Here is a 19,072-nt window from a genome sequence, read left to right on the forward strand (position 1 = left end):
TGACGCGCTTTCGCGGCTTTTTCCTTTTTTGCGGATCTTTATCCTTTTTTGTCATACCCATGAAAAATGGAACATTGCCGTGAGTCGGCCCATTCCCGGATAATCGGATCAACAACAACGATTCGCAACCGTCGGAATGTAAACGCCTCCGGTTCGTTGCGGCCCAAGGAGGAATGTGCTTGAGCACCTTGCCCCCCCATCCCCACTCCTCACCCGCTACCCGCAAGACCGCTTCCCTGAGCGGTCTCGGACGTTTGCGGGCTCGGCTATGGAAGGACCGGTACCTGCTGCTGCTCGGCTTGCCCGGCATCGCCTATTTCCTGATTTATCGCTATGTCCCCATGGCGGGGCTGTATATGGCCTTCATCGATTACAGCCCATTTCAAGGGATTGCGGGCAGCGAGTGGGTAGGCTTGAAGCATTTTGCCCGGATTTTCGAAGATCCGGAAATCGTGCAGGTGTTGTGGAACACCTTGTCGATCTCGTTTCTGCAAATCGTATTCGCCTTCCCTGTTCCGATCGTGCTGGCCCTGATGCTGAACGAGCTGCGCAACCAAATCTATAAGCGCATCGTCCAATCGGTCATTTACCTCCCCCACTTCCTGTCGTGGGTCGTCGTCATCGGGATCTGCACGATTTTTTTGAAAGGAAATGGCGTCGTCAACGATCTCCTCAAGCAAGGATTCGGCCTTGCGCAGCCGGTTCCGTTCTTGACCGATCCGAGCTATTTTAAGCCGATCGTCATCCTTCAGGTGATCTGGAAGGAAGCGGGCTGGGGAACAATTCTGTTCCTTGCGGCTCTGGCCGGCGTAAATCCGCAGCTCTATGAAGCGGCAACGATGGACGGCGCCGGACGGTTCCGCCAAATGTGGCACATTACGCTTCCGGCCATCCGCAATACGATCGTCATTCTACTCATCCTGCGGCTTGGACATGTCATGGATGCCGGATACGAACAAATCTTCCTTCTGCTCAATCCGTTTAACATGGAAATCGGCAACATCCTCGATACGTACGTGTTCTTCAAAGGGATCGGACAGTCGGACTATAGCTTCGCAACAGCGGTTGGCTTGTTCAAAGGAGCCGTTGGGCTCGTGCTCGTACTGTCGGCCAACTACATAGCCAAAAAACTCGGCGACGACGGCGTATTCTAGGCTGCGTCCGCCTAAGAAAGGATGATCCGCTTGCATCATCGAACCCCGGGAGACCGGTTGATCGATATCGCCAACGTTCTGCTGCTCGGCCTCATCGCCTTGATGATGCTGATCCCGTTCTGGTATGTGCTGGCCGTCTCTTTTGCCTCCTACAAGGAATTTTTGCAGCATGACATCATCTGGTTTCCGAAGGAATGGGTGCTCAGCGCCTACGAATATATTTTCGCTTCGGAGTCGTTCGTCCGTTCGGTCGGCGTGACCGTGCTTGTGACTGTGATCGGGACGGCGGTCAATCTGGCGTTTACTTCTACGTTCGCTTATACGCTGGCCCGCCCGGTCATCGGCCAACGGATCATGCTGGTGCTTGTTCTCTTCACGCTGCTGTTCAGCGCGGGCATGATTCCGACGTACTTGATCGTGAAGGAAACGCATCTCTTGAACTCGATCTGGGCGCTCATCCTGCCGATCGCCATCAATCCGTTCAACCTGATCGTCATGCGGCAGTTTTTCGTCGGCATCCCGAACGAGCTGCACGAAGCGGCGGTCATCGACGGCGCCAACGATCTGAAGGTGTTCTGGAACATCATGCTGCCTTTATCCAAGCCTTCCCTGGCCGCCTTCGCCCTGTTCTATGCGGTGCTGCACTGGAACAATTACTTCACGGGCATCCTGTACTTGAACGAACCGGAAAAATGGCCGATTCAAGTCATTCTGCGGCAAATGGTCGTCGTCGGAGAAGCGCAGACGGCGCTCGGCAGCGGTCAAATTTTGCTCGAACACGCTCCGCCGGCGGACACGATCCAAATGGCGGCCATCATCGTCGCGACCGTTCCGATCCTCATCGTGTATCCGTTCCTGCAAAAGCATTTTGCCAAGGGGGTGATGCTTGGGTCTGTCAAAGGCTGACTTCGTGACATCCGGTCAGGCGCACGAACTTGTATAAACCAAGGATTCAGAGTATGATCCAAACATGGGAGGGGCTTATAAATGATTTACAGAGGAAAAACATGGACGGCCGCCGCGCTCGTCGGAGCCATAACCTTAACGTCCGCCTGCAGTGGCGGCGGCGACGCAAAGACCGATCAACCGAACGCCGGGGGCGCCGGAGCCGCAACGGATAGCCAGAAAAAACAGACGATCACGATGATCGACTTCCGTTACGGGGCGTTTCCTCCCACCGGAGGCAAGGGCCTGGAGATGATCAACGAGAAATTCAACGTCGATTTCAAACCGCAGTACGTGGTCCGCTCCGATTACGACCAGAAGCTGAGCGCCGTCGTGGCCTCGGGCGAAATTCCCGACATCATCGTCATGGAAGGACCGGATTCGAATTTCTATAAATGGGCGAAGCAAGGGGCCTTCTTGCCACTGAACGATCTGCTTGACAAATACCCGACGATGAAGCAGATTCCGGACAATACCCGCAAAGCCGTTACGGTGAACGGCAAAATATACGCGGTCCAAAAATACTTAACCGAGAACTACCAGTTGACCCCGATCATCCGCAAAGATTGGCTGGACAAGCTGGGGCTGGAGGTTCCGAAAAACTATGACGAGCTGAAAAAAGTGGTGATCGCCTTCACCAAAAACGACCCTGACGGCAACGGCAAGAACGATACGTACGGGCTCGCCATGTCCGCGAACATTAACCCGGGCTTCGGGATGGGCGCTTATTGGGATCTCGATGCCTGGTACCATAAAAACGCCGATGGACAAGTCATCCCGGGCATTATCTCCGAAGCGCGGAAAGAGCACATCGGCTGGCTGGCCGACCTGTACAAGGAAGGCGCGATTACGAAGGACTTTGCCCTGCTCAACTGGACGCAGACGAACAAGGAGTTCTATTCCGGCAAAGCGGGCATCTTCATCGGCACACCGCGCGGCATGAACCCGACCTCTATGCAAGGCCTGGTTGACGTAAACCCGAACGCCAAAATCGTGCCTGTCCCCCCGTTCCAAGCGCCGGACGGCTCGCAAGGGTTCACCTCCTCCCCCGGCTTCTACGGCATCGTCATGCTGAATGCGAAGCTGGCAAAGGAGCCGGACAAGGTAAACAAAATTATGGAGATGCTCGACTACGGCCGGAAGTTTGTGCCGCTGGAGCAGCGCAACGCGAGCAATGCCGATTTTGAATGGCTGAACGGCAAGGAAGGCCAAGGCTACAAAATCGAGAACGGCAGCGTGCGCCGCGAGGCCGAGGAGAAAGGTCTTGCGCCGATCAACTATTTGCCGGACAAAACGATGTGGGCTCCGAACGACGCGGCCAACGGCTACTCGAAGGAGTACAACGTTCCGCTGCTGCGCGATCTGGCGGCCAGCCTGGAGAAAATGCACGGCGAGACGAAGCATCTGGTCAATCCGGCCTACTCCGTGTTCTCCGAGACGAAGGCCTCGAAGGATACGGAGCTATCCAAGTTCCTCTACACGGAGCAAACGAAAATGATTTTCGGCGAAAAGCCGCTGTCTGATTGGGATAAAATGGTCAAGGAATGGTCCGATAAAGGCGGCGCCCAGATCATTAAGGAAGTGAATGAAGGCCTCAAGGCGAACGGCTACTCCGGCCCGCAGTGGAAGTGATACAGGATTAGATGCAAGGGGTCCCAGACCAATGAATGGCTGGGACTCTTTTTACCATTTTCTCATTTTCCACGGACTGAGACTGTCGCAATTCTGTACAGCCCCCTTATCGCCTCAAGCGGATTGATCTATGTTTTCGCCAGTCGCCTTGGACTCCTTAAAAAACCATTTCATCATCGGCGGCGTCACGAGGGTCGTCACCAAGACGACCACAATGAGGACGGCAAACATCTCTTTGCTCAGCAAACCGGCGTCCAGCCCCATGGCGGCGATGATCAGCGCGACTTCGCCCCGCGATACCATGGCTGCTCCGATGCCCAAGGAAGGTCTCCAGGCAAAGCCGGCGAATTTTGCTCCCAGTGCTGAGCCGACCAGCTTGGTGAGGATCGCCAGAATACTCAAAACGACGATCAAGCCAAGATTGCCGGCAATTCCCGTGAACTCCGCCGTCACGCCGATGGAAGTAAAGAACACCGGAACGAAAATCGAATACCCGATCGTTTCGACCTTCTCGAACACCTCGTGCTTGTATTTCGTTACGCTGATCGCCACACCGGCGATGTAAGCTCCGATGATGGCGGCAACCCCTGCATATTCGGCCAAGTAGGCATAGGTAAAGCAGATGATGAGAGCGGCCGATATGACCGCTTCGGTCACACGAAGAGGCGCGAACTTTTTCAGCACCCAAGGAACGACCTTCCAAGCAATCAGAATCGCCCCGGCGAAAAAGACTACTTTTTTCAGGACAACGATACCCAGATTCACGTCTCCTCCTGCAAAGCTCATCACAAACGCCAGCGCAATGATGACCAGTACGTCATCGATGACCGCGGCCCCCAGAATCGTAGCCCCAGCCCGGGACTTCAGCTTTCCCATTTCCTTCAGCGCCTGCACCGAAATACTGACGCTGGTGGCCGACAGCAGCAGTCCGAGGAATACAGCCTGGATCCTCGGCAGCCCCATCACTTGCCCGGCCATAAAACCTGCGACCAGCGGCACGATAATCCCCGCAACCCCTACAAAAGCAGAAGGCTTCCCCGTATGCTTGAATTCCTCGACATCGGTTTCCAGTCCGGCAATGAACATCAGCAGAATCACTCCGATTTGACTGATTTCCGTCAAAATGTCAGTATTCGTCACGAGTCCAAGCGCCGTCGGTCCCAAGACGATCCCGATCAGCAGCTTGCCGAGCACGGAAGGCTGTCCTAATTTAACGCTGAGGTCCCCCGCAATTTTGGAAGCAAGCAAGATGATAGCCAGTTGAAAAATAAGCATAATGACCGACCGCCCCTTCTGTTATTATCGTGCTTATCCTGTGGATATTCAGGCAAAAACATACAAAAAGAAGCCTATCAACCATAGCTGCTAAATAAACATAGCAAAGCTAAGGTGACAGGCTCCTCCGGGTATTTCCTATTTGTTTTTCCAAGGAAAGCTAACGTTACGATACTAATACGCAAGGATTCGCTTCCGGTTTCAAAAAATTTTGCAAGAAAAATCTGGCTTGAGGGGAATAACGTGGCCCCCCACCCCGCCTGCGGCTACACCTTGACCCGCAGCCCTGTCGCCCGGCTTTCGTTGGCTGCTTCGAGGAAACGGATAATCTCCAGCGTCTCCGTCAGCGGAATGCCCGGTTCTCCCGTCCTGAACAGCTTCATGACCTCGACCAGCAGGCTGGCATAAAACGGTCTGCCGTCCTTGGACACATCAACCAGGCGCGGTCCTTCTCCAGTATGCAGCGTGGCGCCGAAGCTTTGACCCAGCCGCCGACTACCCCGTATCGTACCGATCCTGCCGTCCTGCCAGACACCGGTAATGACGTCGAAATCGTCGTTCGCCGCCACGGCCACTTCCCGGCATCCTGCGCCCATGGCGCGATACAGCAGCTCGGCCGTATGAATTCCGTACCAGTAGTACCCCGGCTGCGTCGGTTCGAGATGCATCGGTCCGAAGACATCGGCTCCCGTAATGGCTCCGTCAGCTTTCGCCAGAGCGTTGACAAGCCCTTCGGAGTACCGTAGCGCCGAGGTGCTCATGACCGGAATATCATATTGCTGTGCAAGCTCGGCGATTTCATACGCCTTCCGCGAGCTCAGTGCGAGCGGCTTGTCGATAAATACCGGCTTGCCGTAAGGCGCGATGGCGCGAAACTGCTCCAAGTGCACCCGTCCATCGGCCGATTCGAGCAGCAGCGCATCGACCGATTCCGCTACGGCTTCCGGCGTTTCCATGATGGACACGCCGTATTGCTCCCGCAGCTCTTGCGTAAAGCAGCCGACCCGGTCAATGCTGAGCGGGAAGTCGGCGGAGCCGCCAGGATAAGCGGCGATCACCCGTCCTCCCGGCACATGATTGACATCCGACGGGTCGTTCAGCAGCTTCGTAAACGCCGTTACGTGCGACGTATCGAGTCCGATGATGCCTATGTGCAGCGCCGCCTCCATGCGCCTAGCCCCGCTTCCGGTAAGCTTCGATGAATTGAATCGCTTTGCGGATATCTTCCTCCGGCTGATCGCCGACCTCACGCTCGATTGTTAAGTAGCCCGTATATCCGATGTCTTGCAGCGCTTGGAAATACGCGTTGAAATCGACGGCCCCCTCGCCGGGAGGCAGCTCCCGGAAAAACTCGCCCGCGCTCACCATCCGCGCGATCTCCTCATGATCCATCGGCTTGTACCCGAGGGAGCCGTAGATGGCGCGAGGGTCTGCTTCGCGCAGCCGGAGTCCGTCCTTCACGTGCGTATGGACAATATAGTCCTTCAGCGTATGCACGCCTTTGGCCGGGTCGTCGCCCGTTACCATGACCATATTGGCCGGATCGAAGTTGACCGCCATTCCTTTGGAGCCGAGGCTGTCCAGGAAGCTTTTCAGATGTGCGGCGGTCTCGGGACCGGTCTCGATCGCAAAATAACCGCCAACAGACGAGGCATAACGGGCCAGTTGACCGCAAGCGTCCTGCATCTCGGCATAGATCGGATCGGCCGGGTCCTCCGGCACCAGACCGATATGCGTCGTCACGATATTCGTACCCAAGTCAAGCGCCAGATCGAGAATCCGCTTTGACATTTCGATTTTGGTCGGGTTTGCCTCCTTGTCTTGGAAGCCGTGTCCGCCTAAATCGCCGCATAAAGCGGAAATTTCCAGCCCGATCGAATCGAGATAAGCCTTGAGGTCTTTCCGAGCGGCCGCGTTTAGATTCGCCGGGTCCATTTCCCCTTTGGTAGCCCAAATTTGCACGCCGTCGGCGCCGAGCTCCTTGGACTTTTGCAAGCTCTCACGCAGCGGCAGCTTGAAACTGTCCGAAATGACTCCGATCTTGTTTATCAATGCCATGAGCATCGCTCCTTCCTACAGCTCGATTTCCCGCCCTTGGGCGGCCGATTCGTAAATGGCGCACAATATTTTCATCACTTCGACGCCGTCTTCCACCGGGCTCCGCGTTTCCGCTCGTCCGAGCGAGCTGTCGATAAAGTAGTTGATCTCCTGCTGGAACCCGGCAATAAAATCAAACGAAGGATGGTCTACCTGCGGCGCGACGTTCAGAATCGTATCGTACTTCTCAGCGATAATCGCAAGCTCCGGCTCCAGCTCCGCGCCGCCCCTGTCCCCATACAGCTTGACGTACAGCTCGTCCTTCTTCGCATGCAGCGTGAAGCTGACATCGACCATGAGGCTCGCCCCGTTCTCGAAGCGGATGAGCGCATTGGCCATGTCCTCAACGGTGTTGAGCGCCGCGTTGTAATCCGCTGCTTTGTAGAATTCCAAGTGCTCCACGTTCGAGCGGTTGCCGAGGCGATTGTACGTATTGGCCGAGACCGACTTGACCTTCGGCTTGCCCATTAGGTACCAGCAAATGTCGATAATATGCACACCCAGATCGATCACCGGCCCACCGCCGGAGCGCTTGATATCCGAGAACCAGCCGCCCGGGTTGCCAAGACGACGGAGACAAGAGGCCTTCGCGTAATAAATCTCGCCCAGATCGCCCGCATCGATAAATTTTTTCAAAATTTCCGTATTGCTGCCGTACCGGCGCACAAAGCCGACCTGCAGCAGCTTGCCCGTCCGCCGCACCGTTTCTTCGACTTTCAAGGCTTCGGCCACCGTTTGGCACAGCGGCTTCTCCACAAGCACGTGCTTGCCCGCTTCGAGCGCCGCGATGCTAATTTCGGCATGGGAGTTGTTCCAAGTGCAGATGCTGACGCCGTGAATGTCCGGCAGCGCCAGCAGATCACGGTAATCGGTGAATACCTTGGATGCGCCGTACGCTTCAGCCTTTGCTTTCGCCCGTTCCTCATTCAAATCGCATACGGCATAAATTTCCACTTCCGGATGATGGCTGTAGGCTCTGAAATGCTGCTCCGAAATGGAGCCCGCTCCGATAATTCCGATTTTGATTTTGCTCATCGTTCCCCTGTTCCTCCTGCTTCTCCTGTTGTTTTCGGTTTACACTACAGCTTCCTGCCACAACCGGCGGACGTTATCCATGGCAATTCTCGAACCGGTTCTCGGATCTTCCATACCTTCGAATTCGACGGACAAATACCCGTCGTATCCCGAAGCCTTCAGCACCCGGATGACCTCCGGCATATCGATGTCGCCTTGTCCGACGATGGCGCCCCGCAGGAAGTTGCCGTGGGTCGATTTGAACCAGCCTTCACCCGGATTGCGGTACGACGGACGGCGGTAAAAGTCTTTCAAATGCACCATGGACGCAAACGGAATGTTATTCGAAACGGCGCTGACCGGATCCTCGTCCACACACAGGAAATTGCCGATATCCAGCGTCGTCTTGAAGTTGACGCGATCCACCTCGTGCACGAGCCGGAGCACCCGGTCGCTTGCTTGCAGGTAGAAGCCGTGGTTTTCCACGCTTGTGACGATATCGAACTGCGCTGCGTAGTCGGCGATACGGCGGCACGCCTCGACGAGCTTGGGCAAGTCTGCTTCGAACTGGCGGATCGACGTTTCGGGGATCGGGCGCGACGCGACGTCGTGACGCATCCGCTTTACTCCCAGGTCGCGGGCGATATCAACCTGGCGCATCGTCTTCTCAATCTCCAGCTCGTACGCTTCCGGGGTGGCCTGCACGAAATTCGCGCCGACCGCGTAGCCGGAAATGTCAAGTCCCGCTTGGTCAGCGGTCTTGTGGATATCTTCTATCAGCCCCGGATTGTCGGTCAAGTCGTACCCGATCGGCACGATCTCCACATGCTCGCCTCCATTGTCGGCAATCCAGCGGATGGCTTCCGTTACGGTTAATTCCTTCTTATCGATAGCCCGGTATAAACTGTAGGTGCTCAATCCCAATTTCATGCGTACATCCTCCTCAGCTAAGTCCGATATAAACGACAAGCATGCTTTTTAACGGCGCAGCAGGTCGTCCAGAAAGGAAAACCGGTAAATCTGCTTCGGCCTCCCCTTCGCTCTGCCGCGTTCCTCTCCGGCCACCTCGACCAGTCCCGCGTCCATCCACTGCGTCAGCAGCCGGTGGGTGCTGCGGACGGTCACGCCGAGAACCGACGCCAGTTCGTGAACGTTGTAGTCCGTCTTGCCCGTTCGGGTGAGCTGGGCGACCACCCGGCTCAAATACGTCTGGGTCAAGCCCGCTTCCTCCGCTTTCCGGATCAATGCGGCGTCCAACAGCGACAGGCCGGCGCTGAGCGGCTCGGCCATTTCCAGCGGACCGATGACGCTCTCGTCCTCACGGACGATGAAGCTGATGCTGCCGCCTGCGTCTTTGGCCCGCCGCAGCGCCATCCGGGCATGCGAGCCCGCTTCGTGGGCGGACCGGCCGAAGCCGATGCCGATGCTCAGCGAAAGGGTGAAGGTGTCCTGCACCATTTTGGCCAGCGGGATATATTTATACCCGCCCGTATGGCGCTCGAACATCCCCCGTGTCGTGACGAACAAATATTCATCGCCGCCGAGCGGGGTCAAATGCCCTTCGAGCGTTTCGGCATACTCGAGCATCATCCGGTGAATGTCCAGCTTCAGCCGCTGCACGTCATGCTCCGACTTCCGGAGATCGGCCGCTTTGCGGAACCCGTCCACGTCGATCAAGCCCACCACAATTTGCGATTCCTTGCTGCGGCGGGATTCGGTCGATAACAGCGCCCGCTCAAGCGCGACGATGATATCCTGCTCGGTCGGCAGCACCCACTCGTTCGGCACGCCGAGCTCGCTCAGCTTCACCGATACGGAACGGAGCGCGGTCAAGGCAATCGCCGTGTTTCCTTGGGCGTATTGCTCCGCATGAAAACGAACCATCGCTTCCGTATCCGCAGGATCGCCGCCTGGATAGAACATCAGTTCGGGCAGCGACTGGCCCAGCTCGCGGAACGTTTTCACGAACGGCTGGCGGGTCAGCGTATCGACGGACATCGCGCCGAGCCGTCCCATCCGCTCCGCCCGAAACAACGACCGGTACAGCCCCGAGCCGTTCAGCGGAACGAAATGAGCGGGCACGCGCAGTTGGATGCGGTCGTGGCATACTTGGTATGGAAGCGGTCCCGAATACAAGATCACTTCGACGCGGTCCATAAGGTCCCGGGTCCGTTGAACCGCTTCTTCCAGATTCGCGTACGCCCCGGTGACGGGAACGAAGGACGGAAACGACTTCATCGCTTGCAGCATGACGGGAATCATCGGCTCCGGTCCGATCAACGCGATCGGTATCCCTTTTTCTACGGTGGACGTACGATAAGTCCCGAACATGACAACACCGCCTTACCCATGCTTGTGTTCAATCTATCTCCATTATACCTGACAGGAGGAATCTGCCAATTGCAAAAAGGTGACGTTTTCAAAGTGACACCCCATTTATGCCTGCCCCGCAGCCAGACGCTCCAAAGCAATGGCGGCGAGCGCCACCGCCCCGACCGGGAGACACGCTTCGTTAAGCGTAAACCGGGGATGGTGGAGTCCGAAAGCCTGCTCCACTCCCGTCTCGGGACCTGAGCCGAGCCAAAAAAAACAGCCCGGCACCCGCTGCAAATAGACGGAAAAGTCCTCGCCCGCCATCGTCGGCTCCGCCTGTACGCGCCGCTCGCGTCCCAGAAGCCTGTCGATCGCTCTCTCGGCGTAGGCCAGGCAGTCGTCGTGGTTGACAAGCACCGGGGTCTGCGGAATGTAACGGAGCTCGGCCCGGCACCGGTAGCCTTCGGCAATCCGCGTCACGAGCCGTTCCAGCCGCTCCGGCATGCCGATCTGCACCTCCGGCGCAAACGTCCGTACCGTACCGGTTAAACGGGCCCGGTGCGGGATGACGTTGTTCGCTTCCCCGGCCTGCAGGCTGCCGATGGTCACGACGGCGGGTGCGAACGGCGAAAGCTCGCGGCTTACGGCGGTTTGCAGCGATAGAACGACGGCCGAAGCCGCCACGATCGGATCGATGCACTGATCAGGGATGGCTCCGTGGCCCCCTTTCCCCTCGATGTCGATCTCGATGCGGTCGACGGAGCCCATGAGTGCCCCGGCGCGAGTCGCTATCCTGCCCGCCGCAAGCGTCGGCAAATTGTGCAGCCCGTAAATTTCCGCGACGCCGTCCAGCGCACCGTCCGCAATCATCGCTTTGGCGCCCGCATTGATCTCCTCCGCCGCTTGGAACAGGAACCGCACGCTGCCGTTCAACCGCTCCCGCCGCTCCGTGAGCAGCCGGGCCGCGCCGAGCAAAATCGCCGTATGCCCGTCGTGACCGCAGGCGTGCATGACGCCCGGGCGGCGCGAGGCGAACGGCAGGCCGGTCTCTTCCGTCACTGGCAGCGCATCCATGTCAGCGCGCAGCGCAATGACGGGCCCGGGTCCGCTGCCGCGAAGCTCGGCCGTCACGCCGTAGCCGCCGACGCCGGTCCGTACCTCTAGCCCAAGCCCGGTCAACTGCTCCGCCACCTTGCGGGACGTTTCCCGTTCGCCCAAACTCAACTCGGGCTCGGCATGCAGGTCGCGGCGAAACGCCACCAGCGAGTCCGCAAGCCGTTCCGCCGACGCCATCAGCCCTTGATTTTCCTCATGGTTCAGATTCATTGGTTAACCCCCTTCCCCTGGAAAATACGTCATTGAGGCTCATCGTGCGCGTCTCCTCCTGCTTAGACCCGGACCCGGGAACTCAAGCCATCCAGGATGCCAAATGCTCGCGGACGAACGCATCATCGTTCAATTCCGGGTAATCTCGGTACACCCGGTCGATCTCCTCCGCCTGTCCCGGGGACAGCGTTTCGTGAGGATTTAGGCACCAGACGCCTTTCATCAGCCCTTGACGGCGCAGCACCTCGTGGATGCCCGGAATGCAGCCGGCAAACCCGTGTGCCGGATCGAAAAACGCCGCGTTCGCATCCGTCACCGCCACGTTGCAGGTCAGCCACTCGCTGCCGATCGTCCCCGATTGCCGCACTTGCTTGATTTCCTCCAGCAGCTCGACCGCTTTACGCGTCCACACCGCCCAGTGCCCGAGCAGCCCGCCGACGATCCGTTTTTCCACGGGCTTGCCGTCCACCATAAAGCGGTATACGGTCAGCAGATCGCTTACGATGTTATCGTCGTTGCCGGTGTACAGCGCAATCTCGTCGCGCCGCGGCGAATAGCAGACGGCCCGCGCCACGTCGATCGTCTGGTACCGGTTGAACGGCGCCATTTTGATCGCCACGATGCCGGGAATGGTCGCGAACTCCTTCCAAAAGTCGAAGCTGAATACCTTCCCTCCGACGGACGGCTGCAAATAAAAGCCGACCACCGCCATCTTTTCGGCAACCCGCGACGTGCGTTCGAGGATTTGCGCCTCGCTCAAGCTTTGCAGCCCGCCCATGCTCAGCAGCCCTGCGTCATACCCGAGTCCGACCGCCGTGTCCGCTTCGTTCAGCGCCTGCTCGGTCGGGCCGCAAATACCGGCGATTTTCAGGAACGGGCGCGCGATGTTCGCCCGGTCGACCTCCTCGGAGGCCATCCGCAGCACTTTTTCGAACAGATTGAACTGCGGCTCGCGGATTTCAAACTGCGTCGAATGCACGCCCACCGCGACGCCTCCGGCGCCAGATGCGGCATAATAGCGGGTTAAAGCACGCTGGTTGCGATCGTCGAGCCTTCGATGTTCGTCCAGCGCCAGCGGGTGAGCGGGAATGACCAGCCCTTCATGCAGCGCCCGGGATTGTTCCGGTGACAACGGTTTTCTGCCGCCCATACGTTAAAATTTCCCCTCTCTTTCCTGAAAATGCGTCGGTTTGTTCATCGTCTTGCCTTCGTGGAGCACCCATTCGGCCACCCAATCGATCATTTGCAAAAGCGCTACCCGCGGATACCCGAACAGCTGCATGCATTTTGACGCGTTACTGAGCAGCGCCGTGTCCGCCTCCTGTCCGGTGAACACCGCTTCCGTTCCGAGCCGCTTGGCGAGTTCGGTGGCCGCATACCGGATCGATACCGTCTCCGGACCGGTCACGTTCAGCACTTCCGCCCCTTGCTTGCAGCGCAGCAGCGATCGAAGCGCAATTTCATTGGCGTCGCCCTGCCAGATGCAGTTGAAATGCCCCATGGACACGTCGATCGGACGGCCTTCCTTCACCGATTTTGCAATTTCCAGCAGCACCCCGTACCGCAGATCGATCGCATAATTGAGACGGTAGATCAAGACCGGCGTTCCGTATTGATGAGAAAAATGCTCGAACACCCGCTCCCGCCCGAGACACGACTGCCCATACTCGCCGACCGGCGACGGAGCTGTCGATTCGCTCGCTCCGCCCTGAAGGACAGGAGTCAACGGATAAACGTTGCCGGTGGAGAATACCACGATCCGTGAATGACGGAACTTCTCCGCCACACGGCCCGGCAAATAAGCGTTCATCGCCCATGTAAAATACTCTCTGCCTGTAGTGCCGAATTTTGTACCTGCCATATAAACGACATTTTTCACGTCAGGCAGCTTTTGCAGCTGCTCATCGTTCAGCAGATCGCACGCAATCGTTTTGACGCCGAAGCTCTCCAGCTCTTCCTTCAGCCCTTGTTCTGAAAATCTCGACACCCCGTATACTTTGCGGTCGACCCCCGATTCCCGGATCGCGTTGATCGCCAGCTTGGCGAGACTCGGTCCCATTTTGCCGCCCACCCCGAGCAGCATGATGTCCCCCTCCAGCGACTTCATCTCCTGCACCAAAGCAGGCGACGGCTCAGCTAGCTTTTGCTCCAGTTCCTCCACCGTTCTCATCGATCAAGACAACTCCCTTCGTCACGTTGATAGCGATTTCAATATCATCATAGCGCCAGCGGGTATTTAGAGACAAATCTTTAAATTGTCTTTAAATCAAATTGGTAAAGCCCATACGTTTGCACGCGGGATGGACGGACATGGGGTCCCTAATACATCCTGCCCCTTCCTCTTTTGACCCCTCCGATCTTGTAACATAATTGGTGCAAATAACCAAAATGTGGTATATTGGTGCTGGAAAGTTCCGTTTGCACGAACATTATTGGAGGTCTTATTTGATGAAACTAAAAGTACTTCTCGCCTGTTTGTTCGCGCTTGCCTTTGCGGCCGGAATCTGGAATGACGCACCGAAGAAACACCTTTCGAAGCTGGTCAACACAAGCACGAGTTCAAACGCTAATCCGGGTGAAAAAGCAAATGCGATAAGCTATGTTCCGACGACAGATGACGAATACGCATCCATCCAAAGCGCCGCAGGCACGGACAGTTTATTCATCTATAAGTTTCAAACGGATGACGAGAGTATGACCCAGATCGATTGCTGGCTGGAGCATTACGTGAACGGATCGCTTAAGGAGACTGTGGCATCGATGGGGACGAGGATTAGGCCCAAGCGGGAAAATAAGCTGTATTGGAGCCTGACCAGCGTAAACGACAAGGAGCAAATGTGGATTGTTTCGGTGCGGGACGGAGGCAGCTTCTCTTCCAGCAAGGGCTCCATAGCTAAAGAAGCTTTTACTTCATCCACTTGGGGCTCGATGATTGGCAGCCAAAAAATCGTACCGGAGGAGCCTATTACTTTGAGTGCGATCGTACGGAAGAAAGAGCAGGGGTCGACGACTTTCAAACCGGATCCTGACGAATTAATCAAATCGTACGATGAAGTATATCTGCTGAAATGCCGCTTTAAAGCTTAATTCTGTTATGCATCCCCATGCCCGAGCCGCACTCTTCCACGTTGCAGGAATTGCGCCTCGGGCAAGCTCTACGGCAAATATCATTGTTTGGCTTCGCGGGTTACCCTTCCTCGTCAAGCTTCGGCTCCCGGAATGCACCGTAGCTTTCCAAGTATTCGAAAAAGGCCTCATCCCCATTGCCTTCCAACAGGTTTAGGAACGCATACGAAATCATGTCGATCCACTCTTCTAATCGGCACACGTCCTCTTCCGAGATCAACCCGTTGGAACGGAGCATGCCGTCCAGATGAACGCCCCACGCCCGGCTTAAGTGGCACATCCCCCATACGGCGGAGACAATATCCCGATCCAGATGCGGTGCGTCCGGCCCCAGCTTCTTTTGCAGGATATACAGAGCGTACATGACCTCATGAAAGTTCTCTTCGATCAAGCCGCGGTACGGGCGAAGCGACATCAGAAATCCGGTTTGACCCTTCGGATGGTCGATCGCCTCATCAATTGAGAAACTGTGCAGCATCAGCAGCCGTTTTGCCTCTTCTTCAGTCATGGTTTCCCTCCTACTTCCCCTTCTGTCAGCGAACCAATTACTTAACTTCTTCGCAGAGAGACAAAATTCCTTGTACGGCAACCGATGATCATAGTATCCTTTCGGCTATCGACCAAACTGCTGTTGAATGACATTTAAATGATGCTCCGTATGACCAACCATCACATAGAAAATACTTCGAGCTGTCACAACCTGCTCGTCATATTGCTATCCGTCTTCATTAGTGAAGCAGCGTTCTTCCTAGCTTGGTCTTGGATGGTCTGTTCGGATTCCGATGATAACGTTAGCGTCCTGTTCTTCGGAACGAACCCATTTTGGAATCAATCCGTATTGAGCAAAGAGTTCGGCCGTCAACGGCGCCTGCTTCTCGCTCGTTTCGACTAGTAAATAGCCTCCCTTTGCAAGCCAGAGAGGAGCTTCAGCCACTATTCTTCGTTGAACGTCAAGTCCATCAGCTCCTCCATCAAGTGCAATTCTTGCCTCGTGGACGCGGGCTTCCGTTGGCATGAATTTTATTGCCTCGGTAGGTACGTATGGGGCATTGGCTATAATAACATTGACGCGATTATAAAGTTGAACAGGTATCGGATCGTAGAGATCCCCTTCATACACAAAGCCTTTGTCTAACTGAATATTGCGACGGGCGCATTGTACTGCAGCAGGATCAATATCAACCGCGTGCAATTCAATACGTTCTATTAAAGCGGCTAAAGCCGCGCCCAAAGCTCCGGAACCGCAGCACAGGTCTACTACTACGTCTCCTGGTCGAGTGTGGGCCAAGGCCTGTCTCACTAAAAACTCGGTTCGTTGCCGGGGTACGAAAATTCCGGGATCCAACTCAATCCGCAAACCACAGAAATCCGCACATCCGATAATGTGTTCAAGAGGGAAACCATCAATTCTGCGATCCACAAGTTTGGCGAGTTCCGTAGAATTGTTCGAAGCAGCTATAAGCAACCGGGCCTCCTCCTCAGCAAAAACACAACCGGCAGCGCGAAGCTTCCTAACAACCATTTGCCAAATAATACTTCCATCTTCACGATAATCCACATATCATCCTACTTTGGTATGAATTTTGTATCACCACCAGTCTACATGTTATCGCTGTTTCTCAATATGCAGAATACTCTTATATTTAAACTATCCTGCCCTTAATTCAACAGACCTTTACTTGTCACTAGATTGTCTGTTTCATGAATCAGATCACGTAACAGGCTTTGAGCCTTCTCCAAATCGGCTTGATCTTCTGTAACTAAGGTCAATATGTTATTAATTCTATTGGAATATTGGCTGGGCACCATGCTAAATGAATCGGCGATGGCAGCAGCTCCTTTTTCGTTCATCCAGTAAGTTTCGTTAAGTGCAAACAAAACCTGATTCAAGCAAGAGACTGACCTAAAACAACATCCGGCAATGTAAGATAAATCTTTTTTATAGACACCTTTTTTCCCGATCTCAAGGGAGAACTGTGCTTCCCATAGAAATTTTCGAATGATCGATTTTTGCAAAACGTGCGGGTAGGGAGTTGTCTTGAGCTTCATTTCCCCCACAACACCCGATGGGTCCCATAACACCTTACACAACGCGATTTCAGCTAAATATATCGAATTGATAAATCCATGAGGATGTCCCGAATGATAGTCGATTGTGATATCCCCCATGACGCATTGGTCAATTACGTTTGACACTTTATTAAGATCACGGTATAAAAAATCGACCGGCTTTTGATTTACTTTTAGCCAGCCACCACCATTGATCCACGGTCCCCAGCCGCCGATTTCCGTTATTAAGTTGTCTCTATGATCGTCATCCAAGATGGAGGCTACTCGACGAAGCTGTGCAATGTCTAACCCACTGTTGGTGTTCAGTGATAATAAAGTATTAGACCGGGACTCCCTATCTACCAAGGAATTCCGGTCATGTTAATCACCAAGATATGAATAAAAAGCTTTAGAGTGAATATCGGATTGCAGTGTTGCTAAGTTAAATCCGAATAATAAAGTTGTAGACTGCCTCCATTGAACTATCGTACCCGATAGCATTCCTGTAGACGGAATAATTTCGGCTTTAAAAAATCAAAAGCGCCTCGGTACGATGGGGCATGTCGCACGCGCTGTAAACTTTAGCGGTATCGTAATCGGAAACCCTCTGTCCCTTTCTAATGACGAAGACAGTTTTCGCAACCTATTGCAATGGATCCAGCATCTTCAATCCCTCCATAATTTAAGCTCAGCCATCGCCGGCATGGAACCGACCGGACATTATTGGCTCAACGTTTCTAGGTGGCTCTCTGAACGTCATTTTGAAGTCGTTTTAGTAAATCCTCATCTTGTGAAAAAGAACAAAGAAAACCGCGATAACACACCCTCAAAGAGCGATAAAAAGGATGCTCTTATCATTACCGACATGGTGAAAAACGGGTACTACTCGTTTACTCGTACTACGCCTGAAGCTTTCGAGGAGCTGCGTGTTTTCCTCTCGAACCGGGACGCTGTCGTTACGAGACTCGTGAGTGCGAAAAACCAAATCCACCGTTGGGTCGACGTTGTTTTTCCTGAGCTGCGACATGTCTTCAAGGACATTATGTGCATCGGTTCATTGGCCACGCTCCGCCTATTCCCTACGCCAGCAGAGCTGAGTAAATTACAGCCTCAGTGAAACTCAAACACCGAGTTCACAGGAAGTATTACCCATAAAACACCGATTCGACAAGATAATCGGTATTCCTTCCAAATATATTACATATATCACCAATATATTGGGTATTACCTTTTTTTGGAATTTATACCCAGTCAGAGCTGAAGGTAAGATTCTTAGAAGATGGTCAGCTACGAATCCTACCTCGAAAGCCCGCAATTCTTTGTCATCAGTGCGTTACTTTCTTGGTTAATTATTTGAACCGCTGGGTTTGCTTTGAAGGCATAATGGTCAGTTCTGGAATGTTGACATGCTCAGGTTGCTCCAGTGCATAGAGCGCCGCCTCTGCAACATCATCGGGATGTAACGGCAGGACTTTCGAAGAAAACGCGCGAATTTCATCCTCGGAATACCCGGCCACCTGAGAAAATTCCGTTGCCACCGCCCCGGGTTGAATCGTCGTAACGCGAATCCCCTGATCGATTGTCTCCAAACGTAACGCAGACGCTATGGCGTTAACACCGTATTTGGTAGCGCTGTATGGACCTCCTCCGGCAATCACTTCCTTGCCGGCAATGGAGGAGATGATGATGACATCTCCCTTGCCCTGACCCAGCATCGGCGGAAGCCCGTATTGCAGCGTCAACATAAGACCGTGTACATTCGTCCTGTACAGCTCCTCCCATCTTTCCAGATCCACTTCTACCAAAGGACTTCGATACCCGAATCCGGCATTGGCGACTATAATATCAAGACGGCGCCAGCGGTTAATCGTTTTATTGACCACATGCTGTACTTCTTCAGCCTTTTGAATATCAGCAGGTACTGTCATAACCTCGTACAATCCCTCTTTATGCAATTCCTGAACCAGCTCATCCAATCGATCCCGTCGACGTGCCACGACCGTCACATAGGCGCCGCGCTTTGCCAGTTTCCTGGCGATCGATGCCCCGATGCCACTGCTAGCGCCTGTCACCAAGGCCACTTTGCCGATCAGACTCTCCTTCTCATTCCAAGATAGCTCCAAATCATCCAGATTCATTTC

At 54.8% G+C, this 19,072-nt stretch carries 17 protein-coding genes and 1 pseudogene; 5 read left to right on the forward strand and 13 right to left on the reverse strand.

Translation table 11 applies throughout. From position 1 onward, the window contains the following. Positions 1-173 precede the first annotated feature (173 nt). From NI000_RS13285 to NI000_RS13295, 3 genes are all read left to right on the forward strand, one after another. Positions 174-1,154 carry an ABC transporter permease gene (locus NI000_RS13285; RefSeq protein WP_375540969.1) on the forward strand — a complete coding sequence of 327 codons (981 nt, stop codon included), beginning with the start codon at positions 174-176 and terminating at the stop codon, positions 1,152-1,154. Positions 1,155-1,184: 30 nt separating this feature from the next. Continuing rightward, entirely contained in the window at positions 1,185-2,060 is an 876-nt protein-coding gene (locus tag NI000_RS13290) for a carbohydrate ABC transporter permease (RefSeq protein ID WP_253411239.1), read from the forward strand. Between the two features lie 81 nt (positions 2,061-2,141). Then, a complete protein-coding gene (locus NI000_RS13295; RefSeq protein ID WP_253411241.1) occupies positions 2,142-3,731 on the forward strand; it encodes an extracellular solute-binding protein in 1,590 nt (529 codons plus the stop codon). A 114-nt stretch (positions 3,732-3,845) separates the two neighbouring features. Here NI000_RS13295 and NI000_RS13300 read toward each other — a convergent pair whose 3' ends face one another. From NI000_RS13300 to NI000_RS13340, 9 genes are all read right to left on the reverse strand, one after another. Beyond that, complete coding sequence (locus NI000_RS13300) at positions 3,846-5,006, reverse strand: cation:proton antiporter (RefSeq protein WP_253411243.1); 1,161 nt, start codon at positions 5,004-5,006, stop codon at positions 3,846-3,848. A 266-nt stretch (positions 5,007-5,272) separates the two neighbouring features. Beyond that, the gene (locus NI000_RS13305; RefSeq protein WP_253411245.1) at positions 5,273-6,175 is read right to left on the reverse strand and encodes a Gfo/Idh/MocA family protein; all 903 of its coding nucleotides are present in this window, start codon (positions 6,173-6,175) and stop codon (positions 5,273-5,275) included. A gap of 4 nt (positions 6,176-6,179) precedes the next feature. Then, entirely contained in the window at positions 6,180-7,064 is an 885-nt protein-coding gene (locus tag NI000_RS13310; protein WP_253411247.1) for a sugar phosphate isomerase/epimerase family protein, read from the reverse strand. A 15-nt stretch (positions 7,065-7,079) separates the two neighbouring features. After that, entirely contained in the window at positions 7,080-8,138 is a 1,059-nt protein-coding gene (locus NI000_RS13315) for a Gfo/Idh/MocA family protein (RefSeq protein ID WP_253411249.1), read from the reverse strand. Between the two features lie 39 nt (positions 8,139-8,177). Further along, the gene (locus NI000_RS13320; RefSeq protein ID WP_253411250.1) at positions 8,178-9,047 is read right to left on the reverse strand and encodes a sugar phosphate isomerase/epimerase family protein; all 870 of its coding nucleotides are present in this window, start codon (positions 9,045-9,047) and stop codon (positions 8,178-8,180) included. Between the two features lie 48 nt (positions 9,048-9,095). Beyond that, positions 9,096-10,448: a hypothetical protein gene (locus NI000_RS13325; protein WP_253411252.1), complete on the reverse strand. Its 1,353-nt coding sequence runs from the start codon at positions 10,446-10,448 to the stop codon at positions 9,096-9,098. Positions 10,449-10,553: 105 nt separating this feature from the next. Then, the gene (locus NI000_RS13330) at positions 10,554-11,756 is read right to left on the reverse strand and encodes a M20 metallopeptidase family protein (RefSeq protein WP_253411254.1); all 1,203 of its coding nucleotides are present in this window, start codon (positions 11,754-11,756) and stop codon (positions 10,554-10,556) included. Positions 11,757-11,838: 82 nt separating this feature from the next. Continuing rightward, complete coding sequence (locus NI000_RS13335; RefSeq protein WP_253411256.1) at positions 11,839-12,906, reverse strand: dihydrodipicolinate synthase family protein; 1,068 nt, start codon at positions 12,904-12,906, stop codon at positions 11,839-11,841. Positions 12,907-12,909: 3 nt separating this feature from the next. Next, the gene (locus NI000_RS13340) at positions 12,910-13,926 is read right to left on the reverse strand and encodes an NAD-dependent epimerase/dehydratase family protein (RefSeq protein WP_253411258.1); all 1,017 of its coding nucleotides are present in this window, start codon (positions 13,924-13,926) and stop codon (positions 12,910-12,912) included. Between the two features lie 278 nt (positions 13,927-14,204). On the opposite strand from NI000_RS13340, the gene NI000_RS13345 reads away from it, so the two are divergent. Continuing rightward, on the forward strand, positions 14,205-14,843 hold the full coding sequence (locus NI000_RS13345; protein ID WP_253411260.1) for a hypothetical protein: 639 nt from the start codon (positions 14,205-14,207) through the stop codon (positions 14,841-14,843). A gap of 100 nt (positions 14,844-14,943) precedes the next feature. Here NI000_RS13345 and NI000_RS13350 read toward each other — a convergent pair whose 3' ends face one another. The 3 genes from NI000_RS13350 to NI000_RS13360 all read right to left on the reverse strand — a co-directional run bounded on the left by NI000_RS13350 (position 14,944) and on the right by NI000_RS13360 (position 17,204). Continuing rightward, positions 14,944-15,390 carry a hypothetical protein gene (locus NI000_RS13350; protein ID WP_253411261.1) on the reverse strand — a complete coding sequence of 149 codons (447 nt, stop codon included), beginning with the start codon at positions 15,388-15,390 and terminating at the stop codon, positions 14,944-14,946. A 240-nt stretch (positions 15,391-15,630) separates the two neighbouring features. Beyond that, positions 15,631-16,404, reverse strand: a complete 774-nt coding sequence (locus NI000_RS13355; protein ID WP_253411627.1) for a putative protein N(5)-glutamine methyltransferase — start codon at positions 16,402-16,404, stop codon at positions 15,631-15,633. Positions 16,405-16,541: 137 nt separating this feature from the next. Next, positions 16,542-17,204 (reverse strand): DNA polymerase subunit beta, encoded by a 663-nt coding sequence (locus tag NI000_RS13360; RefSeq protein WP_253411263.1) that lies wholly within the window; start codon positions 17,202-17,204, stop codon positions 16,542-16,544. Between the two features lie 286 nt (positions 17,205-17,490). Here NI000_RS13360 and NI000_RS13365 point away from each other — a divergent pair. Beyond that, a pseudogene (locus NI000_RS13365) lies at positions 17,491-18,045 on the forward strand (IS110 family transposase); the annotation flags it as partial. Positions 18,046-18,280: 235 nt separating this feature from the next. Here the strand turns inward: NI000_RS13365 and NI000_RS13370 are convergent. Further along, entirely contained in the window at positions 18,281-19,069 is a 789-nt protein-coding gene (locus NI000_RS13370; RefSeq protein ID WP_253411265.1) for an SDR family oxidoreductase, read from the reverse strand. Positions 19,070-19,072: the final 3 nt, after the last annotated feature.

Source organism: Paenibacillus tyrphae, from assembly GCF_024158745.1.
Taxonomy (GTDB): Bacteria; Bacillota; Bacilli; order Paenibacillales; family NBRC-103111; genus Paenibacillus_G; species Paenibacillus_G tyrfis_A.

Bases quoted from the DNA above. Each gene is read 5' to 3' on its own strand.
- NI000_RS13350 (WP_253411261.1), bottom strand. From the start codon at position 15,390: ATGACTGAAGAAGAGGCAAAACGGCTGCTGATGCTGCACAGTTTCTCA.
- NI000_RS13310 (WP_253411247.1), bottom strand. From the start codon at position 7,064: ATGGCATTGATAAACAAGATCGGAGTCATTTCGGACAGTTTCAAGCTG.
- NI000_RS13315 (WP_253411249.1), bottom strand. From the start codon at position 8,138: ATGAGCAAAATCAAAATCGGAATTATCGGAGCGGGCTCCATTTCGGAG.
- NI000_RS13285 (WP_375540969.1), top strand. From the start codon at position 174: ATGTGCTTGAGCACCTTGCCCCCCCATCCCCACTCCTCACCCGCTACC.
- NI000_RS13345 (WP_253411260.1), top strand. From the start codon at position 14,205: ATGAAACTAAAAGTACTTCTCGCCTGTTTGTTCGCGCTTGCCTTTGCG.
- NI000_RS13335 (WP_253411256.1), bottom strand. From the start codon at position 12,906: ATGGGCGGCAGAAAACCGTTGTCACCGGAACAATCCCGGGCGCTGCAT.
- NI000_RS13320 (WP_253411250.1), bottom strand. From the start codon at position 9,047: ATGAAATTGGGATTGAGCACCTACAGTTTATACCGGGCTATCGATAAG.
- NI000_RS13300 (WP_253411243.1), bottom strand. From the start codon at position 5,006: ATGCTTATTTTTCAACTGGCTATCATCTTGCTTGCTTCCAAAATTGCG.
- NI000_RS13340 (WP_253411258.1), bottom strand. From the start codon at position 13,926: ATGAGAACGGTGGAGGAACTGGAGCAAAAGCTAGCTGAGCCGTCGCCT.
- NI000_RS13330 (WP_253411254.1), bottom strand. From the start codon at position 11,756: ATGAATCTGAACCATGAGGAAAATCAAGGGCTGATGGCGTCGGCGGAA.
- NI000_RS13370 (WP_253411265.1), bottom strand. From the start codon at position 19,069: ATGAATCTGGATGATTTGGAGCTATCTTGGAATGAGAAGGAGAGTCTG.
- NI000_RS13325 (WP_253411252.1), bottom strand. From the start codon at position 10,448: ATGTTCGGGACTTATCGTACGTCCACCGTAGAAAAAGGGATACCGATC.
- NI000_RS13305 (WP_253411245.1), bottom strand. From the start codon at position 6,175: ATGGAGGCGGCGCTGCACATAGGCATCATCGGACTCGATACGTCGCAC.
- NI000_RS13295 (WP_253411241.1), top strand. From the start codon at position 2,142: ATGATTTACAGAGGAAAAACATGGACGGCCGCCGCGCTCGTCGGAGCC.
- NI000_RS13355 (WP_253411627.1), bottom strand. From the start codon at position 16,404: ATGGTTGTTAGGAAGCTTCGCGCTGCCGGTTGTGTTTTTGCTGAGGAG.